Origin of the sequence: Bradyrhizobium sp. HKCCYLRH2060, assembly GCF_051168135.1 — a bacterium.
Classification (GTDB): domain Bacteria; phylum Pseudomonadota; class Alphaproteobacteria; order Rhizobiales; family Xanthobacteraceae; genus Bradyrhizobium.
Genome location: NZ_JBNPUK010000010.1, coordinates 220,724 through 237,680, shown reverse-complemented (window position 1 = coordinate 237,680; position 16,957 = coordinate 220,724). Strand labels below are relative to the sequence as shown.

The 16,957-nt window shown below is 66.9% G+C and carries 14 protein-coding genes; 9 read left to right on the top strand and 5 right to left on the bottom strand.

Annotated elements, in window-relative coordinates; translation table 11 throughout:
- Window positions 1–42: 42 nt before the first annotated feature.
- The gene (locus ACQR10_RS20735) at window positions 43–684 is read right to left on the bottom strand and encodes a 2-dehydro-3-deoxy-6-phosphogalactonate aldolase (RefSeq protein ID WP_434912056.1); all 642 of its coding nucleotides are present in this window, start codon (window positions 682–684) and stop codon (window positions 43–45) included.
- A complete protein-coding gene (locus ACQR10_RS20730; protein WP_410051443.1) occupies window positions 681–1,541 on the bottom strand; it encodes a 2-dehydro-3-deoxygalactonokinase in 861 nt (286 codons plus the stop codon). Before ACQR10_RS20730 ends, ACQR10_RS20735 begins: the two co-directional genes overlap by 4 nt.
- 200 nt (window positions 1,542–1,741) lie before the next feature.
- On the opposite strand from ACQR10_RS20730, the gene ACQR10_RS20725 reads away from it, so the two are divergent.
- Together ACQR10_RS20725 and ACQR10_RS20720 are read left to right on the top strand one after the other, a co-directional pair.
- The gene (locus tag ACQR10_RS20725; RefSeq protein ID WP_315804410.1) at window positions 1,742–2,515 is read left to right on the top strand and encodes a DeoR/GlpR family DNA-binding transcription regulator; all 774 of its coding nucleotides are present in this window, start codon (window positions 1,742–1,744) and stop codon (window positions 2,513–2,515) included.
- A 32-nt stretch (window positions 2,516–2,547) separates the two neighbouring features.
- The gene (locus tag ACQR10_RS20720; RefSeq protein ID WP_316217577.1) at window positions 2,548–3,684 is read left to right on the top strand and encodes an MFS transporter; all 1,137 of its coding nucleotides are present in this window, start codon (window positions 2,548–2,550) and stop codon (window positions 3,682–3,684) included.
- Window positions 3,685–3,774: 90 nt separating this feature from the next.
- On the opposite strand, the gene ACQR10_RS20715 is transcribed toward ACQR10_RS20720, so the two are convergent.
- A complete protein-coding gene (locus tag ACQR10_RS20715; RefSeq protein WP_316217578.1) occupies window positions 3,775–4,737 on the bottom strand; it encodes a cation diffusion facilitator family transporter in 963 nt (320 codons plus the stop codon).
- A 124-nt stretch (window positions 4,738–4,861) separates the two neighbouring features.
- On the opposite strand from ACQR10_RS20715, the gene ACQR10_RS20710 reads away from it, so the two are divergent.
- Complete coding sequence (locus ACQR10_RS20710; protein ID WP_434912055.1) at window positions 4,862–5,383, top strand: nucleoside deaminase; 522 nt, start codon at window positions 4,862–4,864, stop codon at window positions 5,381–5,383.
- Between the two features lie 52 nt (window positions 5,384–5,435).
- On the opposite strand, the gene ACQR10_RS20705 is transcribed toward ACQR10_RS20710, so the two are convergent.
- The gene (locus tag ACQR10_RS20705; RefSeq protein ID WP_316217579.1) at window positions 5,436–6,557 is read right to left on the bottom strand and encodes a hypothetical protein; all 1,122 of its coding nucleotides are present in this window, start codon (window positions 6,555–6,557) and stop codon (window positions 5,436–5,438) included.
- 580 nt (window positions 6,558–7,137) lie between these two features.
- Here ACQR10_RS20705 and ACQR10_RS20700 point away from each other — a divergent pair.
- From ACQR10_RS20700 to ACQR10_RS20685, 4 genes are all read left to right on the top strand, one after another.
- Complete coding sequence (locus ACQR10_RS20700; RefSeq protein WP_316177892.1) at window positions 7,138–8,703, top strand: ABC transporter ATP-binding protein; 1,566 nt, start codon at window positions 7,138–7,140, stop codon at window positions 8,701–8,703.
- Window positions 8,687–9,778 (top strand): ABC transporter permease, encoded by a 1,092-nt coding sequence (locus ACQR10_RS20695; RefSeq protein WP_316177891.1) that lies wholly within the window; start codon window positions 8,687–8,689, stop codon window positions 9,776–9,778. Before ACQR10_RS20700 ends, ACQR10_RS20695 begins: the two co-directional genes overlap by 17 nt.
- Entirely contained in the window at window positions 9,765–10,682 is a 918-nt protein-coding gene (locus ACQR10_RS20690) for an ABC transporter permease (RefSeq protein ID WP_316177890.1), read from the top strand. The genes ACQR10_RS20695 and ACQR10_RS20690 overlap by 14 nt, the downstream gene beginning before the upstream one ends.
- A gap of 80 nt (window positions 10,683–10,762) precedes the next feature.
- Window positions 10,763–11,842, top strand: a complete 1,080-nt coding sequence (locus ACQR10_RS20685; RefSeq protein ID WP_315804403.1) for a BMP family ABC transporter substrate-binding protein — start codon at window positions 10,763–10,765, stop codon at window positions 11,840–11,842.
- A gap of 76 nt (window positions 11,843–11,918) precedes the next feature.
- On the opposite strand, the gene ACQR10_RS20680 is transcribed toward ACQR10_RS20685, so the two are convergent.
- Entirely contained in the window at window positions 11,919–13,265 is a 1,347-nt protein-coding gene (locus ACQR10_RS20680) for an 8-oxoguanine deaminase (RefSeq protein WP_316217580.1), read from the bottom strand.
- Between the two features lie 140 nt (window positions 13,266–13,405).
- Here ACQR10_RS20680 and ACQR10_RS20675 point away from each other — a divergent pair, with 140 nt between their 5' ends.
- Window positions 13,406–14,230, top strand: a complete 825-nt coding sequence (locus ACQR10_RS20675) for an FAD binding domain-containing protein (RefSeq protein WP_316217581.1) — start codon at window positions 13,406–13,408, stop codon at window positions 14,228–14,230.
- The gene (locus ACQR10_RS20670; protein WP_434863844.1) at window positions 14,227–16,941 is read left to right on the top strand and encodes a molybdopterin-dependent oxidoreductase; all 2,715 of its coding nucleotides are present in this window, start codon (window positions 14,227–14,229) and stop codon (window positions 16,939–16,941) included. The genes ACQR10_RS20675 and ACQR10_RS20670 overlap by 4 nt, the downstream gene beginning before the upstream one ends.
- Window positions 16,942–16,957: the final 16 nt, after the last annotated feature.

Below are 16,957 nucleotides of genomic sequence, written 5' to 3'. Positions count from 1 at the left end.
CGCCGGACAGCAGCACGAGACCATCACGGAGCGTGGACCAACTCAGCCCGCGGCTGCGATGGCCCCGTCATAGGCACGCACCGAAGCGGCGGCGGTCTGCCGTACATCACTCGCGCTCATGCCCGGCTTGTACAGGCTCGAGCCCAGTCCGAAGGCCCGCACACCGGCTGCAGCATAGGAGGCGAGATTGCTGTCCGACACGCCGCCGACGGCGCCAACCACGACGCCCTTCGGCAGGACGGCAAGTTGCGCGGCAATTCCCGACGGACCGAGCACTGAGGCCGGAAAGTATTTCAGCGCCGAGGCGCCGCAGCGCAGTGCGAGAAACGCTTCGCTCGGCGTGAACACGCCGGGCATGGTCACCATGTCGTAGGCCTGCGCGGTCGCCAGCACTTCGACATCGACGTTCGGGCTGACCATCAGACGCCCGCCGGCTTCGGCGACCCGCACGCAATCTGCGGCATTGACGACCGTCCCTGCACCGATCATGCAGAGCTTGCCGAACCGGGTGGCGAGACGCTCGATCGAGACGAACGGTTCCGGCGAGTTGAGGGGAACCTCGATCAGCTCGAAACCGGCTTCGATCAGGACGTCGACGATGGCCTCGGCCTCGTCGGGCTTGATGCCGCGCAGGATCGCGACGAGCGACCGCTTGACGTGCGGCCAGGCAACGGACTTTGTCATGGTCGGAAACGCGCTCCCCAGATCTGCCGCGCGGCCTTGACCAGGCCGCGCCGGGACGCCTGCTCGGCATCACATTCGTTCACGTCGAAACCCGCAGCGTCCAGCGCCGCGCGATAGAGCCGGCCGAGCCGCCCCGCTCCGATCAACCGCAGCGGAAGCTCGACGCCGAGCCGAGCCCGCGCGTCGGCGATCTCGCTGCCGATCAGAAGCCCGGAAAGCCTTGCAGCTCCATCGGCCCGCTGCTCGAAGCCAAGGAGCTGAGCTGCGCGCAGCCGGAACAGCGCATTGGTCAACGCCGTCGGCGCGGCAAGCGACGCTGCGAAGCTCTCGCGGAACGCCGCGTCGTGCTCGACGGTCGAGGCCTCCGGTTCGACCGCATGCGTCAAAATGCTATGCTGAGAGACGACAGCGAACAGCTCGCCAGTCATGTAGGTGGCAAAATCGATCACAGTGCCCGCATCGATCCGGATCCATTTGCTGTGAGTGCCCGGAATGCAGACGATCCCTGTAAAGTCCGACTCGGTGACCCCCAGCAGCTGGGTTTCCTCGCCGCGCATCACGTCCGGCTGATTCGCCCGCGCCTGCGCCAGTCCCGGCAGGATTCTGACGTCGCCCTCGGTGTCGACGCCGATCGCGCCGGCGTACAACGCCTCCAGCCGGGTCGGCGTGTGCAGATACGGCGCCTCGACCCAGCCTTGCCGGGCGCCGGCCATGCCGCAGATCAGCACCGGAACATCGGCCGGCGCGCCGAGTTGCGCCAGATGATCGCGCAGCACCGGCGCAAAGCCCGATGTCGCGCAATGCAGCATGCCCTCGCCACCACGGCTCTCCGCCTGCTCCGTGCCGTCTCCTGCCATTAGCCAGGCACGGAAACTGGAGGTGCCCCAGTCGACGGCGACAAAGGCCGGCGTTGCTGACGAATCGACGGCGGTCACGTCCTGCTCCCGAACAGTTCGACATCTGGCAATGACATGCCCAGCTGGCCGCGCAAACAACAAATTGCATCGTGCACGATTATGCACGTTGTTATTCTTGTTCCTGCCTGATATGAGGAGGCATGTCAGACCTTCCACTGGCGCGTCGCGACCAGATCGCCGGCCGCCTCGCTACAGGGCACGCGGTCATCGCGGCCGCCCTGGCCCATGAATTCGGCGTCTCCGAGGATGCGATCCGGCGCGATCTTCGCGCGCTTGCCGCCGAAGGACGCTGCCGCCGGGTGTACGGCGGCGCATTGCCGATCGCTGGCGGCATGACCCCGATGGCGGCGCGGATCGGGCAGGATCGCGAACGCAAGCTGGCGCTCGCCCGGACAGCCGCCCGCGGCATCGCGCGTGGCGAATTTCTTTTCCTCGATAGTGGCAGCACCAACCTCGCGCTCGCTGAGGTCCTGCCCGATGATTTCGATCTCACCGTCGCAACGAACGCCATCGACATTGCCGCAACCGTGCTGCATCGGCAGGACCTGCAACTGATCATGATCGGCGGCTCCGTTCACCCCGCAGTCGGCGGCTGTGTCGACGCCGACGCCCTCATGCAGATGCAGCGCTTGAACATCGACCGCTGCTTCATCGGCGCCTGCGCCGTGTCGGCGCAAGGCGGCATCAGCGCGATTGATCCGACCGACGCAGCGTTCAAGCGGACGCTGCTGTCGCTGAGCCGCGTCAGCGTCGCAATGGTCACCAACGAGAAGCTCGAGACCCGAGCGCCTCACCGTGTCGCCGGCGCCAAGACGATCAGCCAGCTCACCGTCGAGCATGATGCGCCGGCGGCTCGACTTGCCCTGCTCAAACGGGCGGGAGCGACCATCGTGACGGCCGCTCCGCCGGTGTGACAGCGCCTTTCAGAAAGTCAGGAATCTTCCAAATGAGTTCTGATCACAGCGCGGCGCGGCTCGCGACCCGCCTGGCCTTTTTCGTCGCCGGCTTCGGCATCGCCTGCTGGGCACCGCTGGTGCCGTTTGCCAAGCAGCGGCTCGTCGTCGACGATGCGACGCTCGGCCTGCTGCTGCTCTCGCTCGGCGTGGGCTCGGTCGCATCGATGCTGGCCGCCGGACTGCTGAGCGCCCGCTATGGCAGCAAGCCTGTCGTCGTCGTCAGCGGCATCGCTCTCGCGCTGTTCCTGCCGCTGCTGGCGATCGCCGCAACGCCAGCGACGCTTGCGCTCGCATTGTTCGCCTTCGGAGCGGCGCTGGGCTCGCTCGACGTCGCCGTGAACATCCAGGCGATCGACGTCGAGCGGCTGAGCGAGCGTCCGCTGATGTCGGGTTTCCATGCCCAGTTCAGCATCGGCGGCTTCGCGGGCTCCGGCGTCATGACCGCGCTGCTTGCGTTCGACGTCGCGCCGCTGCTCGGCACGCTGGCCTGCTGCGCACTCGCCTTGGCCGCGATGATCGTCGCTGCCCCACGACTGATGGCGAGCAAGCCCGCGCAAACGGGGCCTCTGCTCGTGCTTCCCCATGGCGCGGTGCTGCTGCTGGCAGCGCTCGCGGCGATCATGTTCCTGGTCGAAGGCGCGATGCTCGACTGGAGCGCGCTGCTGCTCGCCGGTTCCGGGCGCCTGCCGGCCGCACAGGCCGGACTGGGCTACATCATGTTCTCGATCGCAATGACCGCCGGGCGCCTCGTCGGGGATGCCGTGGTTGCCCGGATCGGTGATCGCGCAACGCTGCTGGGGGGCAGCGCGATCGCGATCGCCGGCTTCGTCCTGCTGCTCACGGCTCCCTTGGTTGCTGCTGCCATGGCGGGCTTTGCGCTGATCGGCCTGGGCGCGTCGAACCTCGTCCCGGTGCTGTTCCGCCGGGCCGGGGCGCAGACCGCGATGCCGGTCGGGCTGGCCGTCGCTGCCGTCACCACCGCAGGCTACTCCGGCGTGCTGCTCGGACCGGCCGGCATCGGGTTCGTCGCCGCGGCCACGAGCCTCCCGGCCGCGTTCTGGATGTTGGCCGCGCTGCTGGTGATCGTACTCTTGAGCGCACCGCTGGCCGCGCGGACACCGCCCTAGGAGCGCTGTGCGCGGCTCAGGCTCCAGCATCTCATGGCTCGACCATTCGCCTGCACGAAACGGCGACGTCTGACCGCTGAGCCGCCAATCTCACGCCGAAGCCGAACCATCTTGCAGCAGGCTCTCACGCATTTCCTGATAGCGGGCGCCGGTCTGCGGCTTGACGAACAGCGCCGCGACGATCGGATGCCGCGCCCTCAGCTCGCTTTCGATTGCCACGACGGCCCGCTCGATATCGTCGGCGCGCTGATCGTCCGCAAACTCGATGCTCAGCGCGACGACGACCTGCTGCGGCGACAGCTGCACCGTGAGCAGGCCGTTGGCCGACTTGACGCCTTTCCTCCTGCGGGCGATGTCGAGGATCGAGGACGCCAGCTCCGGATCCGCGGGCTCGCCGATCAGGAGGCTCTTGCTCTCCCGCGCGAGCACCATCGAGGTCGCCGCAAGCAGCAGGCCGATCAGGATCGATCCGATGCCGTCCCATGCCGGCTCCTCGAAGGCAACCGCCGCAGCCGTCGCGGCAGCGGCGATGACGATGCCGATCAGGGCCGCGCTGTCCTCGAACACGACCATGAAGGCCGGCGGGTCCTTGCTGCGCTTGAACGCCTCGAGATAGGAGAGCCCCGGGGCCGCCGCACGAAAGCGTCGCACCGCCACCCACCAGGAGCCTGCCTCGAACACGAAGGAGAGCCCGAGCACGATATAGTTCACCGTCGGGTCTTCGATCGGCAGCGGATGCATCAGATGCGCCACGCCTTCGTACAGCGAGACGCCGGCGCCGAGCGCGAACAAGAGCAGCGCAACGATGAAGCTCCAGAAGTAGAGCTCACGACCATGCCCGAGCGGATGCCGTCGGTCGGGCGGACGGCTCGCGCGATGAAAGCCGTAGAGCAGCAGGAGCTCGTTCGAGGTGTCGACGACGGAGTGGATCGCCTCGCTCATCATGGCCGAGCTGCCGGTCCAGATCGCCGCGGCGATCTTGGTGCAGGCCACGAGCAGATTGCCGGCAAGCGCCGCATAGACGGCCACCCTGGAATCCGCGTTTGCCGCCATGTCGCCTGCCCGCTCTCCGCACTCGTGCGCCGGGAAACGCGAGCCGCGGGCCATCAGTTCCCGCGGTTGCGGACGTCTCCGCGCCGGCGCAGGATCCCCCGACCCGCAACGGAGCAGAGTGGCGATGGGACCGGCAGATCAGGCAAGAGACGGACAGAGGCAGGCCGACGCACAAGACCGGGACGCACATTTCCTGCGCCACAGCTTCGCCATCGCGCGCCGTGCGACGTCCAACGGCAATCATCCGTTCGGAGCCGTGCTCATCGCGGCCGACGGCCGCGTTCTGATCGAGGCCGAGAACGGCTATATGCCGGCACATGACGCCACGGCGCATGCCGAGCGGCTGGCCGCGACCCAGGCCTGCATTTCGATTGCGCCCGAAATCAGAGCGGCTGCCACCCTGTATTCGTCGGCCGAGCCATGCGCGATGTGCGCGGGCGCGATCTACTGGGCGGGCATCGGACGCGTGGTCTATGGGCTGAGCGAAGGGCGGCTGCGCGACCTCACCGGCAACCATCCGGAGAACCCGACCCTCGACCTGCCCTGCCGCGACGTGTTCGCGAGCGGCCAGCGTGCGACCCAAGTCGTCGGCCCCCTGCTGGAGGACGAAGCCGCGACGCTGCATGAGGGAGCCTGGGACAAATGAAGCAGGCGCCGCGACCGGAGGCGCGGCGCCTGCTTGCGTGGCTCGGTCGATATCAGAACTTCACGGTCACGCCTGAATACAGCGACGACTCGGTGCAGGCGCCCGTGGCGACGCGGGTGCCGCCGACGCCGGCGACGGAACAGCCGACCGCGTTGTTGTGGTCGAGGCCGAACTTGTTCTGCCAGTAGCGATAGGCCACCCAGACGTCGATCATGTGGCTCTGCTTCTCGCCCCACATCGCCTTCGACGCGTCGAAGGTCAGGCGGATCGGCTCGGAGTTGAACTCGACCTTCGTCGGATAGACGCCGTTCGCGACGCTCGCCGGGAGCGGCTCGGTGTCGGTGCCCTTCTTGCCGTACCAGCCGGCGCGGCCCGAGATCGAGAAGAACTGCATGCTCCCGGGCAGGAAACCGAGATCCATGTAGTAGTTGGTCTCGACCGCCCAGGTCGGCTTGAACGAGGTATTGCCGTCAGTAATGCAGGGGTTCGACCAGCCGGCGCCGCATTGTGAGAACGAGTTGTGGTTGGCGAACTCCCAATACATCAGGGGAGCGACGTTGAAATAGCCCTTGTAGGGCAGGTTGAACGCGAACTGCAGGCCGGCCACCACGTCGCGCTTGGCGGCGCCGAAATAGCGATTCTCCGTGTTGGCATCCATGCCCACCTCGAACGAGATGTTCTGCAGCGGGCCCATGGTGAAGGCCTTGGTGTTGAATATCTGATTCCAGCCGAAGGTCGAGCGGAACAGGCCGTAGATCTCGGTCGCGCCGGCGCAGCTCGCCGGCGTGAACGCGAAGCCGGCGTTGGGCGAGACGATGCCGCCGGTCTGCGTGCACGGCCCGGCGGGATCGTTGTGGTCCGACTTGAACAGCGAGATCGTGAAGAAGTTGGTGCCGTAGCCCCAGACGTCGAAATGGGTGAACGAGTAGACCTGCTTGGCGGTCTTGGCGTTGAATGTGCCGTTGCCGTTCACGCTCCATGCACCAGGCTGGCTGGCATCGAAGATGTAGGAGTAGCTGACGCGATTGTCGACGACGAGGAAGAACGGCACCTCGGCCGGGGCCTTTTTCGCGACCGCCTTGGCAGGCAGATCAGCGGCCCCAGCGACACCGATTGACGTCAGTGCGACCGCGCCCAGCGCGACGGCCGCCGCGATTATTTGACGAAACGACATTCCGAACACCCCCAGTTGACAAGCGCAGATTCCCGACTTGCATCCACAGTTGCGCCGTTCCACCGGCCGGAGAAGCCTCAACTTTCTCCAGGACTTGCCCGCAGTTTGATCAAGGTTATGCCGTATTGCGGCGTCGACGGTGGCGGTCGCGGGCGCGACCATGGGACGATTGGCCGCGGCCGCGACGCTCCCGGATCACGATCTTGCTGCTTCACATTGCTGAAGTTTTTCCGAAAAGCGTCGCCTGGCCTCTCGCACGATTTCGCGATCACCCGTGAGCGCAAGCGCGCCATTGGACGCGCATTGCATGACGCTGCTCATCCAACGTGCAGCCTGCTGCGACCGGATCGATTTCCCGGCCAGTGTCGCAGAAGTGCCACAGAACTTCATGGGGCGCTGCGCTCGACTCGATTGCGGCCTGCGATGCCTGCAACCGACGGCGCGCTGCATTCGCCGGTCTCCGCGGATGAACCGTTGGACAAGAGTTGGGCAAAGGATGGCGCTTTTCGCCTCTTACGCGCCGCGGCGAATTAGATCACAATTGAGGCAGCTTCATTCCCCCTGCCCCATGACGCAGCAAATGCCTGACCCAGCGCCGGTCGATCCGAAATCTACGCCTCCGCTCCTGCAGACGGTCGGATTGACCAAGCGCTATGGCGACTTCGTTGCCAACGACAAGATCGACATCGAGATCCGGCCACGCGAGATTCACGCCCTGCTCGGCGAGAACGGTGCGGGGAAATCGACCCTGGTGAAGACGATCTATGGACTGGTGCAGCCGAGCGCCGGCGAGTTGCGCTGGCAGGGTGAGCCGGTCCAGCTGTCCGGCCCGGCCGAAGCGCGATCCCTCGGCATCGGCATGGTGTTTCAGCATTTCTCTCTGTTCGACAACCTCACCGTGGCCGAGAACGTGGCGCTCGGGCTCGACGGCAAGGAGCCGTTCAAGGCCATGTCGGCGCGGCTCGCGGATGTCGCGCGCGATTATGGCCTGCCGCTGGATCCGAAGCGCGAGGTATGGCAATTGTCGGTCGGCGAGCGGCAGCGCATCGAGATCGTGCGCGCGCTGATGCAGAATCCGAAATTCCTGATCCTGGACGAGCCCACCGCCGTGCTGACGCCGCAGGAGGCCGACCAACTGTTCGTCGTCCTGGAGCGCCTGAAAGCGGAAGGCCGCGCTGTTCTCTACATCAGCCACAAGCTGGAAGAGGTGAAGCGGCTGTGCGACACCGCCACCATCCTTCGCGGCGGCAGGAAGGTCGCGACCTGCAATCCGAAGCTGGAGACGGCTGCCTCGCTGGCCCGCATGATGGTGGGCACCGAGATCAAGGAGGTGAAGCCGCCGGCCGAGCGGCACACCACCGTGCCGCGTCTGGTCGTCAATGATCTCACCCTCGCCCCGGGCGAGCTTCATGGCGTGGCTCTCAAGAACATTTCCTTCGAGCTCAAGGGCGGCGAGATCCTCGGCATCGCCGGTGTCGCCGGCAACGGCCAGGACGAGCTGTTTGCTGCGCTGTCCGGCGAACGCCTCGTCAAGGAGCCCGGCACGATCATCATCGACGGCCTCGCCTGCGGAAATCTCTCGATCACCCAACGGCGCAAGATGGGCGCGGCGTTCGTGCCGGAGGAGCGGCTGGGGCACGGCACCGCGCCGCGGATGCGGCTGTCCGAGAACGCGCTGCTGACCGGACACGCCGCGAGCGACATGGTCCGGCACGGCTTCATCAACGCGGCCGCGACGTTGCGGACGGTCGATCTGACGACCGAGACATTCGACGTCCGCAAGGCCAAGCGGGATCCGGAAGCGGCGAGCCTGTCCGGCGGCAACCTGCAGAAGTTCGTCGTCGGCCGCGAGATCCTGCGCACGCCGGCGGTGCTGGTCGTCAACCAGCCGACCTGGGGCGTCGACGCCGGCGCCGCCGCGATCATCCGCCAGGCGCTGATCGATCTCGCCAGCGCCGGCGCTGCCGTCCTCGTCACCAGCCAGGACCTCGACGAACTGATCGAGATCGCCGACCGCATCGCGGTGATGTTTCATGGACACTTGTCGGAGGCGCTGCCGCGCGCCGAGGCCACGCGGGAGAGGCTCGGCCTGTTGATGGGCGGCGCCAGTCTCGAGAAGGAGGCGGCGCATGCAGCTCGTGCTTGAGAAGCGCGCCGAGCGTTCGCGCACCATCGCGCTGGTTTCGCCGCTGATCGCGATCGGACTGACACTCGTCACGATGAGCGTGCTGTTCGCCGTGCTCGGCAAGAACCCGATCACCGCGCTCGGCGTCTACTTCGTCGCGCCGCTCACCGACGGCTATTCGCTGCAGGAGATCGCGGTGAAAGCGACGCCATTGGTGATGATCGCGATCGGTCTGTCGCTGTGCTACCTCGCCAACGCCTGGAACATCGGCGCCGAAGGCCAGTTCCTGATCGGCGCCGTTGCCGGCAGCTGGATCGCGGTCAAGACGCAAGGCACCGAGGCCGGACATTGGGTGCTGCCGGCGATGCTGGTCGCAGGCGCCGCAGCCGGCGCCCTCTACGCGCTGATCCCGGCGCTGTGCCGCGTCAAGTTCGGCGCCAGCGAGATCCTCACCAGCCTGATGCTGGTCTATGTCGCCGATCTCCTGCTCGACTATCTCGTCCGCGGCCCCTGGCGCGATCCCGCCGGCTTCAACTTCCCCACCACGGCGGAGTTCGACCCGGTCGCCACTGTGCCGGTGCTGATCGAGGGCGGACGCCTGCATCTCGGCAGCGTCATCGCGCTGCTCGTCGTTGCAGGCGCCTTCGTGCTGCTCGAGCGCACCATCAAGGGGTTCGAGATCCGCGTCGTCGGCGCGGCCCCCCGCGCGGCACGCTTCGGCGGCTTCAACGCCAACCAGCTCATCCTCCTGACATTCGCGGTGTCCGGCGCATTGGCCGGTCTCGCAGGGATCATCGAGGTGGCGGGCCCCATCGGACATCTGCAACCAGGCATCTCGCCGGGCTATGGCTTCACCGCGATCATCGTGGCCTTCCTGGGGCGGCTCAATCCAGTTGGAATATTCATTGCAGGGCTCTTCCTCGCATTGACGTTCATTGGCGGCGAGCAGGCCCAGATCACGATGAAGATTCCACTCGATGTGACCAAGGTGTTCCAGGGCATCCTGCTGTTCTACGTGCTCGCCTGCGATTCCCTCATCCTCTACCGTTTCAAGCTCGTCTTCGCCGCGCGGCAGGTGCAAAGTGGTGCTGGTTGAAGCAATCATCCTGTCGGTGCTCGCCGCATCGACGCCGCTGCTGCTGGCGGCCACCGGTGAGCTGGTCACCGAGCGCTCGGGCGTGCTCAACCTCGGCGTCGAGGGCATGATGATCGTCGGCGCGGCCTGCGGCTTCGGCGGGGCCTGGCTGTCCGGCTCGATCGTCGTCGGCGCATTGTGCGGCATCGTCGCCGGCATGCTGATGTCACTGATCTTCGCGTTCATGACCCTTGGCCTCGCCGTCAATCAGGTGGCCACGGGCCTCGCGCTGACTATCCTCGGCATCGGTCTCTCCGGCCTGATCGGCGCGCGCTTCGTCGGCGAGCGCATCGGCACCGCGCCGCACCTCTCCATTCCCGGCCTCAGCGACATTCCGCTGGTCGGCCGCATCCTGTTCGGCGAGGACGCGTTCGTCTATCTGTCGCTCGCGCTGATCATCGCCGTCTGGTGGTTCCTGTACCGCACCCGTGCCGGCCTGGTGCTGCGCGCCTGCGGCGACAACCATGTCTCCGCCCACGCGCTCGGCTATCCCGTGCTGCGCATCCGTTTGCTCGCGGTGCTGTTCGGCGGCGGCTGCGCCGGGCTCGCCGGCGCCTATCTGCCGCTGGCCTATACGCCTTTCTTCATTCCCGGCATGACCGCGGGACGCGGCTGGATCGCGCTGGCGCTGGTCGTGTTTGCATCCTGGCGACCGGGCCGCCTTGTCGTCGGCGCCTATCTGTTCGGCGCGGTGACGATCCTGCAGCTCCATGCGCAGGGTGCGGGCGTGGGCATCCCCTCGCAGTTCATGTCGGCGCTGCCCTATCTCGCCACGGTGATCGTGCTGGTGCTGCTGTCGCGCGCCCGCACCGGCGGCTCCACTGCGCCGGCGGCGCTGGGGACGGTGTTCGTGCCGGATCGCTGAAGCAATCATCCGGAGCGCCAGCGATGGGGCGCGGCGCTCTGGCTCACGAGGTTTCCCCCGATTGTTTGGAGGCATGGACGATGATGAAAAGGCTTCTGGGGGCTGCCGTTGCGCTGGTACTGGCGGGAAGCATCGCCGGCGTGGCGCACGCCGCCGACAAGCTGAAGGTCGGCTTCATCTATCTCGGACCGATCGGCGACCTCGGCTGGACCTATCAGCATGAGCTCGCGCGCCAGGCGCTGGTGAAGGAGCTCGGCGACAAGATCGAGACGACCTATCTGGAGAACGTACCGGAAGGCCCGGACGCCGAGCGCGCCATCGAGCAGTTGGTCCGCGCCGGCAACAAGCTGATCTTCACGACCTCGTTCGGCTACATGGATCCGACCCTGAAGGTCGCCAAGAAGTATCCCAACGTGCATTTCGAGCATGCCACGGGCTACAAGCGCGACAAGAACATGTCGACCTATTCGGCGCGCTGGTATCAGGGCCGCTACATCCAGGGCATCATCGCCGGCAAGATGTCGAAGGCAGGCGTGCTCGGCTATATCGGCTCGTTCCCGATCCCCGAGGTGATCTCGGGCATCAACGCCACGATCATCGGCGCGCAGACGGTCAATCCGAACATCAAGGTCAAGATCATCTGGGCCAACACCTGGTTCGACCCCGGCAAGGAAGCCGACGCCGCCAAGGCGCTGATCGACCAGGGCGCCGACATCATCATGCAGCACACCGACAGCCCGGCCGCCATGCAGATCGCGGCCGAGCGCGGCAAGCTCGCCTTCGGCCAGGACTCCGAGATGATCAAGTTCGGCCCCAAGGCGCAGCTCACCTCGATCCTCGACACCTGGGGCCCCTACTACATCGCGCGCGTCAAGGCCGAGCTCGACGGCACCTGGAAATCGGAGGACACCTGGGGCGGCCTCGATTCCAAGATGTTCGAGATGGCGCCCTATACCAACATGCCTGACGACGTGAAGAAGCTGGCCGAGGAGACGCAGGCCGCGATCACCGCCGGCAAGCTGCACCCGTTCAAGTGCCCCGTGCTCGGCCAGGATGGCAAGGAGATCGAGTGCAAGGGCGGCGACCATCTCGCCGATGGACAGATTCTCGGCATGAACTTCTACGTCAAGGGCGTCGACGACAAGGTGCCGGGCAAGTAGACGCAGTACACCGCTAGAACTCTCCCCCACAAGTCGGGGAGAGTTCTCGAGCGAATATTTTCCAACGCTGCGCGCTTCACCCTCCCCGCATGGCCCTGGCTGCCGCGCTGTGCCGATCGATCAGCCCGCCGACGTCCAGTCCCGGAATTGCGCCGTCGACCACGGTCCAACGGCCGCCGACCATGACGCGATCGGCGCGGTGCGCGCCGCATAGCACCAGCGCCGCGATCGGATCGCCTGCACCCGAGAAGCGCAGCCCGTCGAGCTTGAACAGCGCGAGGTCGGCGGCCTTGCCCAGCGCGATCTCGCCGAGCTCTGGCCGGCCGACGCAGGCGGCCGAGCCCTTGGTCGCCCAGCGCAGCGCATCCTTGTGGCTGATCCGGCCAACGCCATAGCGCGCCCGCTGCAGCAGGAATGCGGCACGAACCTCCTGCATCAGGTTGGAGCCGTCGTTCGACGCCGAGCCGTCGACGCCGAGGCCGATCCCGACGCCCGCCTCCTCCATCTCGCACACCGGACAGCAGCCGGAGGCAAGCAACTGGTTCGAGCAGGCGCAATGGCTGATCGTGGTCCTGGCCTTGCCGAGCCGCTTCATCTCCTCGGCATTGAAGAAGATGCCGTGCGCCAGCCAGGTGCGCGGGCCGAGCCAGCCGTTCTTCTCGAGATAGTCCAGCGGACGGCAGCCGAACATCTGCTCGCAGAAGCGGTTCTCATCCTCCGTCTCGGCGAGATGCGTGTGCAGCCGCACGTCGAGCTTATCGGCAAGCGCAGCGGTCTTCTGCATCAGCGATCCCGTCACCGAGAACGGCGAGCACGGCGCCAGCGCGATCTGCACCATCGCATCGGGTCCGCGCTCGTGATAGGTCGTGACCACGCGCGCGCTGTCGGCGAGGATCGTGTCCTCGTCCTGCACCACGCTGTCCGGTGGCAGTCCGCCGTCGCGCTCCGACAGGTTCATCGAGCCGCGGGTCAGCAGCACACGGATGCCGAGCCGCTTCGCCACCGCGACCTCGATGCCGACGGCATCTTCGAGCCCGGCGGGGAAAACGTAGTGATGATCGGTCGTGGTCGTGCAGCCCGACAGCATCAGTTCGGCCATCGCGACCGTGACCGCCGCATCCAGTGCCTCCGGCGTCAGCTTCGCCCAGATCGGATAGAGCGCCTTGAGCCAGGGGAACAGCTCGCGGTCCATCGCAGCCGGCAGCGCGCGCGTCAGCGTCTGGTAGAAGTGATGGTGCGTGTTGATCAGACCAGGGATGACGACATGCGCGCTCGCATCATAGGCCACCGCGCCCGCAGTCGCCGGCTCGGCACCGGCAGGCACCAGCTCGACGATGCGACCGTCCTTGACGACGACACCGCGCGTGGCGCCCTCGGCGAGAATGGCGAGCGGGTCCTTGATCCAGATCGGCGTCGTGCTCATGGCTGCCTCGTCTCGGTGATTGGGCGCTTGCATGTGCCGGTAGCTTGCAAGCGGAAGGCCAGCGTCATCCTATTGCCAGTTGGCGCTGGTCTTGCAAGGATTCCACCCGCGACAGGCTGCGCCCACGAGCTGGCATCACCATGGACCTGAACACCATCACGGAGGTCGTGCGCCCGAGAACGCGGGCCGAACTGCCCGCCTGGCAGGCAGGCGACGCCTGGCTGGCCGGCGGCACGTGGCTGTTCTCGGAACCGCAGGCGCGCCTGTCGCGGCTGATCGATCTCAGCGATCTCGCCTGGACGCCTCTCGGCATCAGCGATCAGGGCCTGTGCATCGCCGCGACCTGCAGCGTCGCCGCGCTGGACGGGCTGTCCTGCCCGGCCGAGTGGGTCGCGGCGCCGTTGATCGATCAATGCTGCCGCGCGTTCCTGGCTTCGTTCAAGATCTGGAAGACGGCGACCGTCGGCGGCAATCTCTGCATGTCGCTGCCGGCCGGGCCGATGATCTCGCTGCTCGCCGCGCTCGAGGGCATTTGCTTGATATGGAAGAATGACGGCGGCGAGCAGCGCGTCCCCGTCGCCGATTTCGTCACCGGCAACAACAGCAACGTGCTCGCGCCCGGCGATCTGCTGCGGCAGATCGACATTCCGCTGGCCGCGCTGAAGCGCCGCGGCGCTTTCCGCCAGATCGCGCTGACGCCGGTCGGGCGCTCCGGCGCACTGCTGATCGGCACGTCGGGCCGCGACGGCGACCTGCTGCTCACCGTGACCGGATCGACGATCAGGCCGCAGCAACTGCGCTTTGCCAGCATGCCCGACGCGACCACGTTGCGCGCCGGCCTGCTCGTCGAAATTCCAGATGCGTCGTACCACGACGATGTTCATGGCAAGCCTGCCTGGCGCAAGGCGATGACCCTGCGCCTCGCTGAGGAGATTCGCGCCGAGCTCGCGGACTTCAGGCCATGAGCGTGATCGTCAATGGCAGGGAAGTCGACACCGCGCCGCGCGCCGGACAATGCCTGCGGACCCTTCTGCGCGACACCGGCCATTTCGGCGTCAAGAAGGGCTGCGACGCCGGCGACTGCGGTGCCTGCACCGTGCTGCTCGACGGCGAACCGGTGCATAGCTGCCTGATCCCCGCCTTTCGCGCCGAGGGCAAGGCGGTCACGACCGTGGAAGGTCTCGCCGCCGATGACGACCTGCATCCGATGCAGCAGGCCTTCCTCGATGCGCAGGCGTTTCAATGCGGCTTCTGCACCGCCGGAATGATCGTCACCTGCGCCTCGCTGAACCAGGCCCAGAAGAAGGATCTCGGCGCGGCGCTGAAGGGCAATCTGTGCCGGTGCACCGGCTATCGCGCCATCGAGGACGCACTGCTCGGCCGCGTTCATGTCGAGCAGGTCGCGGCCGGCGAAGCCTTCGGGCGCAGCCTGCCCGCCCCCGCCGGCCCCGACGTGGTGCGCGGCCGGGCGCGCTATACTTTCGATACCACGATCGACGGCCTGCTGCACGTCAAGCTCGCGCGCTCGCCGCACGCGCATGCGCGCATCGTCGGCATCGACAAGAGGGCCGCGCTGGCAGTACCTGGCGTGCATGCCGTGCTGACGCACGAGGATGCGCCGGCGACGCTGTTCTCGACCGCGCGCCATGAGCAGGCCTGGATGGATCCGGCGGACACCCGCGTGCTCGACGACGTCGTCCGCTTCATCGGCCAGAAGGTCGCGGCCGTCGTCGCCGAGACCGAGGCCGCGGCCGAAGAGGCCTGCCGGCGCCTCGTCGTCGACTACGAGATCCTGCCTGCCGTGGTCGATCCCGCTGACGCGATTACGCCCGGTGCGCCGATCATTCACGCCGGCCGCGGCAGCGAACATCGCATCGCCGACGTCGGCCGCAACATCGTCGCCGAGACCCACGGCGAGTTCGGCGACGTCGCCGCCGCGCTGGCGTCGGCCGCCGCGAGCTATGAACGCACCTTCACCACGCAGCGCGTGCAGCACGCCGCGCTGGAAACGCATGGCGGTCTCGCTTGGCTCGACGACGACGGCGTGCTCACCCTGCGTTCCAGCACACAGGTGCCGTTCCTGACGAAGCGGGCGCTGTGCGAGATCTTCGACCTCAAGCCCGACAAGGTGCGCGTGTTCTGCGAGCGCGTCGGCGGCGGCTTCGGCGGCAAGCAGGAGATGTTCGTCGAGGATATCCTAGTGCTGGCGGCGCTGAAGACAAGGCGGCCGGTGAAGCTCGAATTCACCCGGGAGGAGCAGTTCATCGCCACCTCGACGCGGCATCCGATGCGCGTCACCGTCAAGGCCGGGGCCGACAAGGATGGCAAGCTGACGGCGCTGCAGCTCGACGTGCTCTCCAACACCGGCGCCTATGGCAATCACGCCGGGCCCGTGCTGTTCCATGCCTGCGCCGAGTCGATCTCGGTGTACAATTGTCCGAACAAGAAGGTCGACGGGATCGCCGTCTATACCAACACGGTGCCGGCCGGCGCCTATCGCGGCTACGGCCTGCCGCAAACCACCTTCGCGGTCGAAGCCGCGATCGACGAGCTTGCGCGGCAGCTCGGCATCGACGCGTTCGAGATGCGACGCCGCAACATCATCAGGCCCGGATATCCCATGCTGGCGCCGCCGGCATCCGGGCATAGCGACGTGCTGTACGGCTCCTACGGGCTCGACCAGTGCCTCGATCTGGTCGAGCGCGCCATGGCCGAGGCCACGCCGACGCCGGAGCTGTCGGCCGAGTGGCTGAAGGGCGACGGCATCGCGCTGACGATGATCGACACCGTGCCGCCCGACGGCCACTTCGCCGACGCCGTGATCAGCCTGCGCGACGACGGCGGCTTCGTGCTCACCGTCGGCACCGCCGAGTTCGGCAACGGCACCAGCACGGTGCATCGCCAGATCGCCGCGACCGTGCTCGGTACCACCGTCGATCGCATCAGCCTCAGACAGTCCGACACCGCCCATGGCGGCCACGACACGGGCGCCTATGGCTCGACCGGCACCTTCGTCGCGGGACGCGCGACCCAGGCGGCGGCGGAGGCGTTGGCCGAGACGATCAAGCGGTTCGCCTCCGACAGGTGGAACGTCGCTCCCGGCGCCTGCGTGATCGCCGATGATGCAATCACCTGTGGCGCACATCGTCTCGCTTTCGCCGAACTCGCCAAGGCCAGCGGCGCGCCGCTCACCGCGAGCGGTAATTCGCAGGGCACGCCGCGCTCGGTCGCGTTCAACGTCCAGGGTTTTCGTGTCGCCGTGAACAAGGGGACCGGAGAGGTCAGGATCCTCAAGAGCGTCCAGGCCGCGGACGCCGGCCAGGTCGCCAACCCGATGCAGTGCCGCGGCCAGATCGAGGGCGGCGTGGCGCAAGCGCTCGGCGCCGCGCTGTACGAGGAGATCGTGATCGACGACACCGGCCGCGTGATCAATCCGCGCTTCCGCGACTATCATCTGCCGTCCTATGCCGACGTTCCGCGCACCGAGGTGCTGTTCGCCGATACCCACGACACGATCGGCCCGCTGGGGGCGAAGTCGATGAGCGAGAGCCCGTACAATCCGGTCGCCGCCGCGCTCGGTAACGCGATCCGCGCCGCGACCGGCATCCGCTTCACGGCCGCGCCGTTCAAGCCGGACCGGCTGTTTCCGCAGTTGCAGGAGAAGTTCGGCGAATGAGGCGGTCTGGGGAAAC

Excerpts from the sequence above, each read along its gene's own strand:
- ACQR10_RS20715 (WP_316217578.1), bottom strand. The coding sequence starts at position 4,737 with ATGGCGGCAAACGCGGATTCCAGGGTGGCCGTCTATGCGGCGCTTGCC.
- ACQR10_RS20725 (WP_315804410.1), top strand. The coding sequence starts at position 1,742 with ATGTCAGACCTTCCACTGGCGCGTCGCGACCAGATCGCCGGCCGCCTC.
- ACQR10_RS20670 (WP_434863844.1), top strand. The coding sequence starts at position 14,227 with ATGAGCGTGATCGTCAATGGCAGGGAAGTCGACACCGCGCCGCGCGCC.
- ACQR10_RS20730 (WP_410051443.1), bottom strand. The coding sequence starts at position 1,541 with ATGGCAGGAGACGGCACGGAGCAGGCGGAGAGCCGTGGTGGCGAGGGC.
- ACQR10_RS20700 (WP_316177892.1), top strand. The coding sequence starts at position 7,138 with ATGCCTGACCCAGCGCCGGTCGATCCGAAATCTACGCCTCCGCTCCTG.
- ACQR10_RS20675 (WP_316217581.1), top strand. The coding sequence starts at position 13,406 with ATGGACCTGAACACCATCACGGAGGTCGTGCGCCCGAGAACGCGGGCC.
- ACQR10_RS20710 (WP_434912055.1), top strand. The coding sequence starts at position 4,862 with ATGGGACCGGCAGATCAGGCAAGAGACGGACAGAGGCAGGCCGACGCA.
- ACQR10_RS20720 (WP_316217577.1), top strand. The coding sequence starts at position 2,548 with ATGAGTTCTGATCACAGCGCGGCGCGGCTCGCGACCCGCCTGGCCTTT.
- ACQR10_RS20680 (WP_316217580.1), bottom strand. The coding sequence starts at position 13,265 with ATGAGCACGACGCCGATCTGGATCAAGGACCCGCTCGCCATTCTCGCC.
- ACQR10_RS20735 (WP_434912056.1), bottom strand. The coding sequence starts at position 684 with ATGACAAAGTCCGTTGCCTGGCCGCACGTCAAGCGGTCGCTCGTCGCG.
- ACQR10_RS20695 (WP_316177891.1), top strand. The coding sequence starts at position 8,687 with ATGCAGCTCGTGCTTGAGAAGCGCGCCGAGCGTTCGCGCACCATCGCG.
- ACQR10_RS20705 (WP_316217579.1), bottom strand. The coding sequence starts at position 6,557 with ATGTCGTTTCGTCAAATAATCGCGGCGGCCGTCGCGCTGGGCGCGGTC.
- ACQR10_RS20685 (WP_315804403.1), top strand. The coding sequence starts at position 10,763 with ATGATGAAAAGGCTTCTGGGGGCTGCCGTTGCGCTGGTACTGGCGGGA.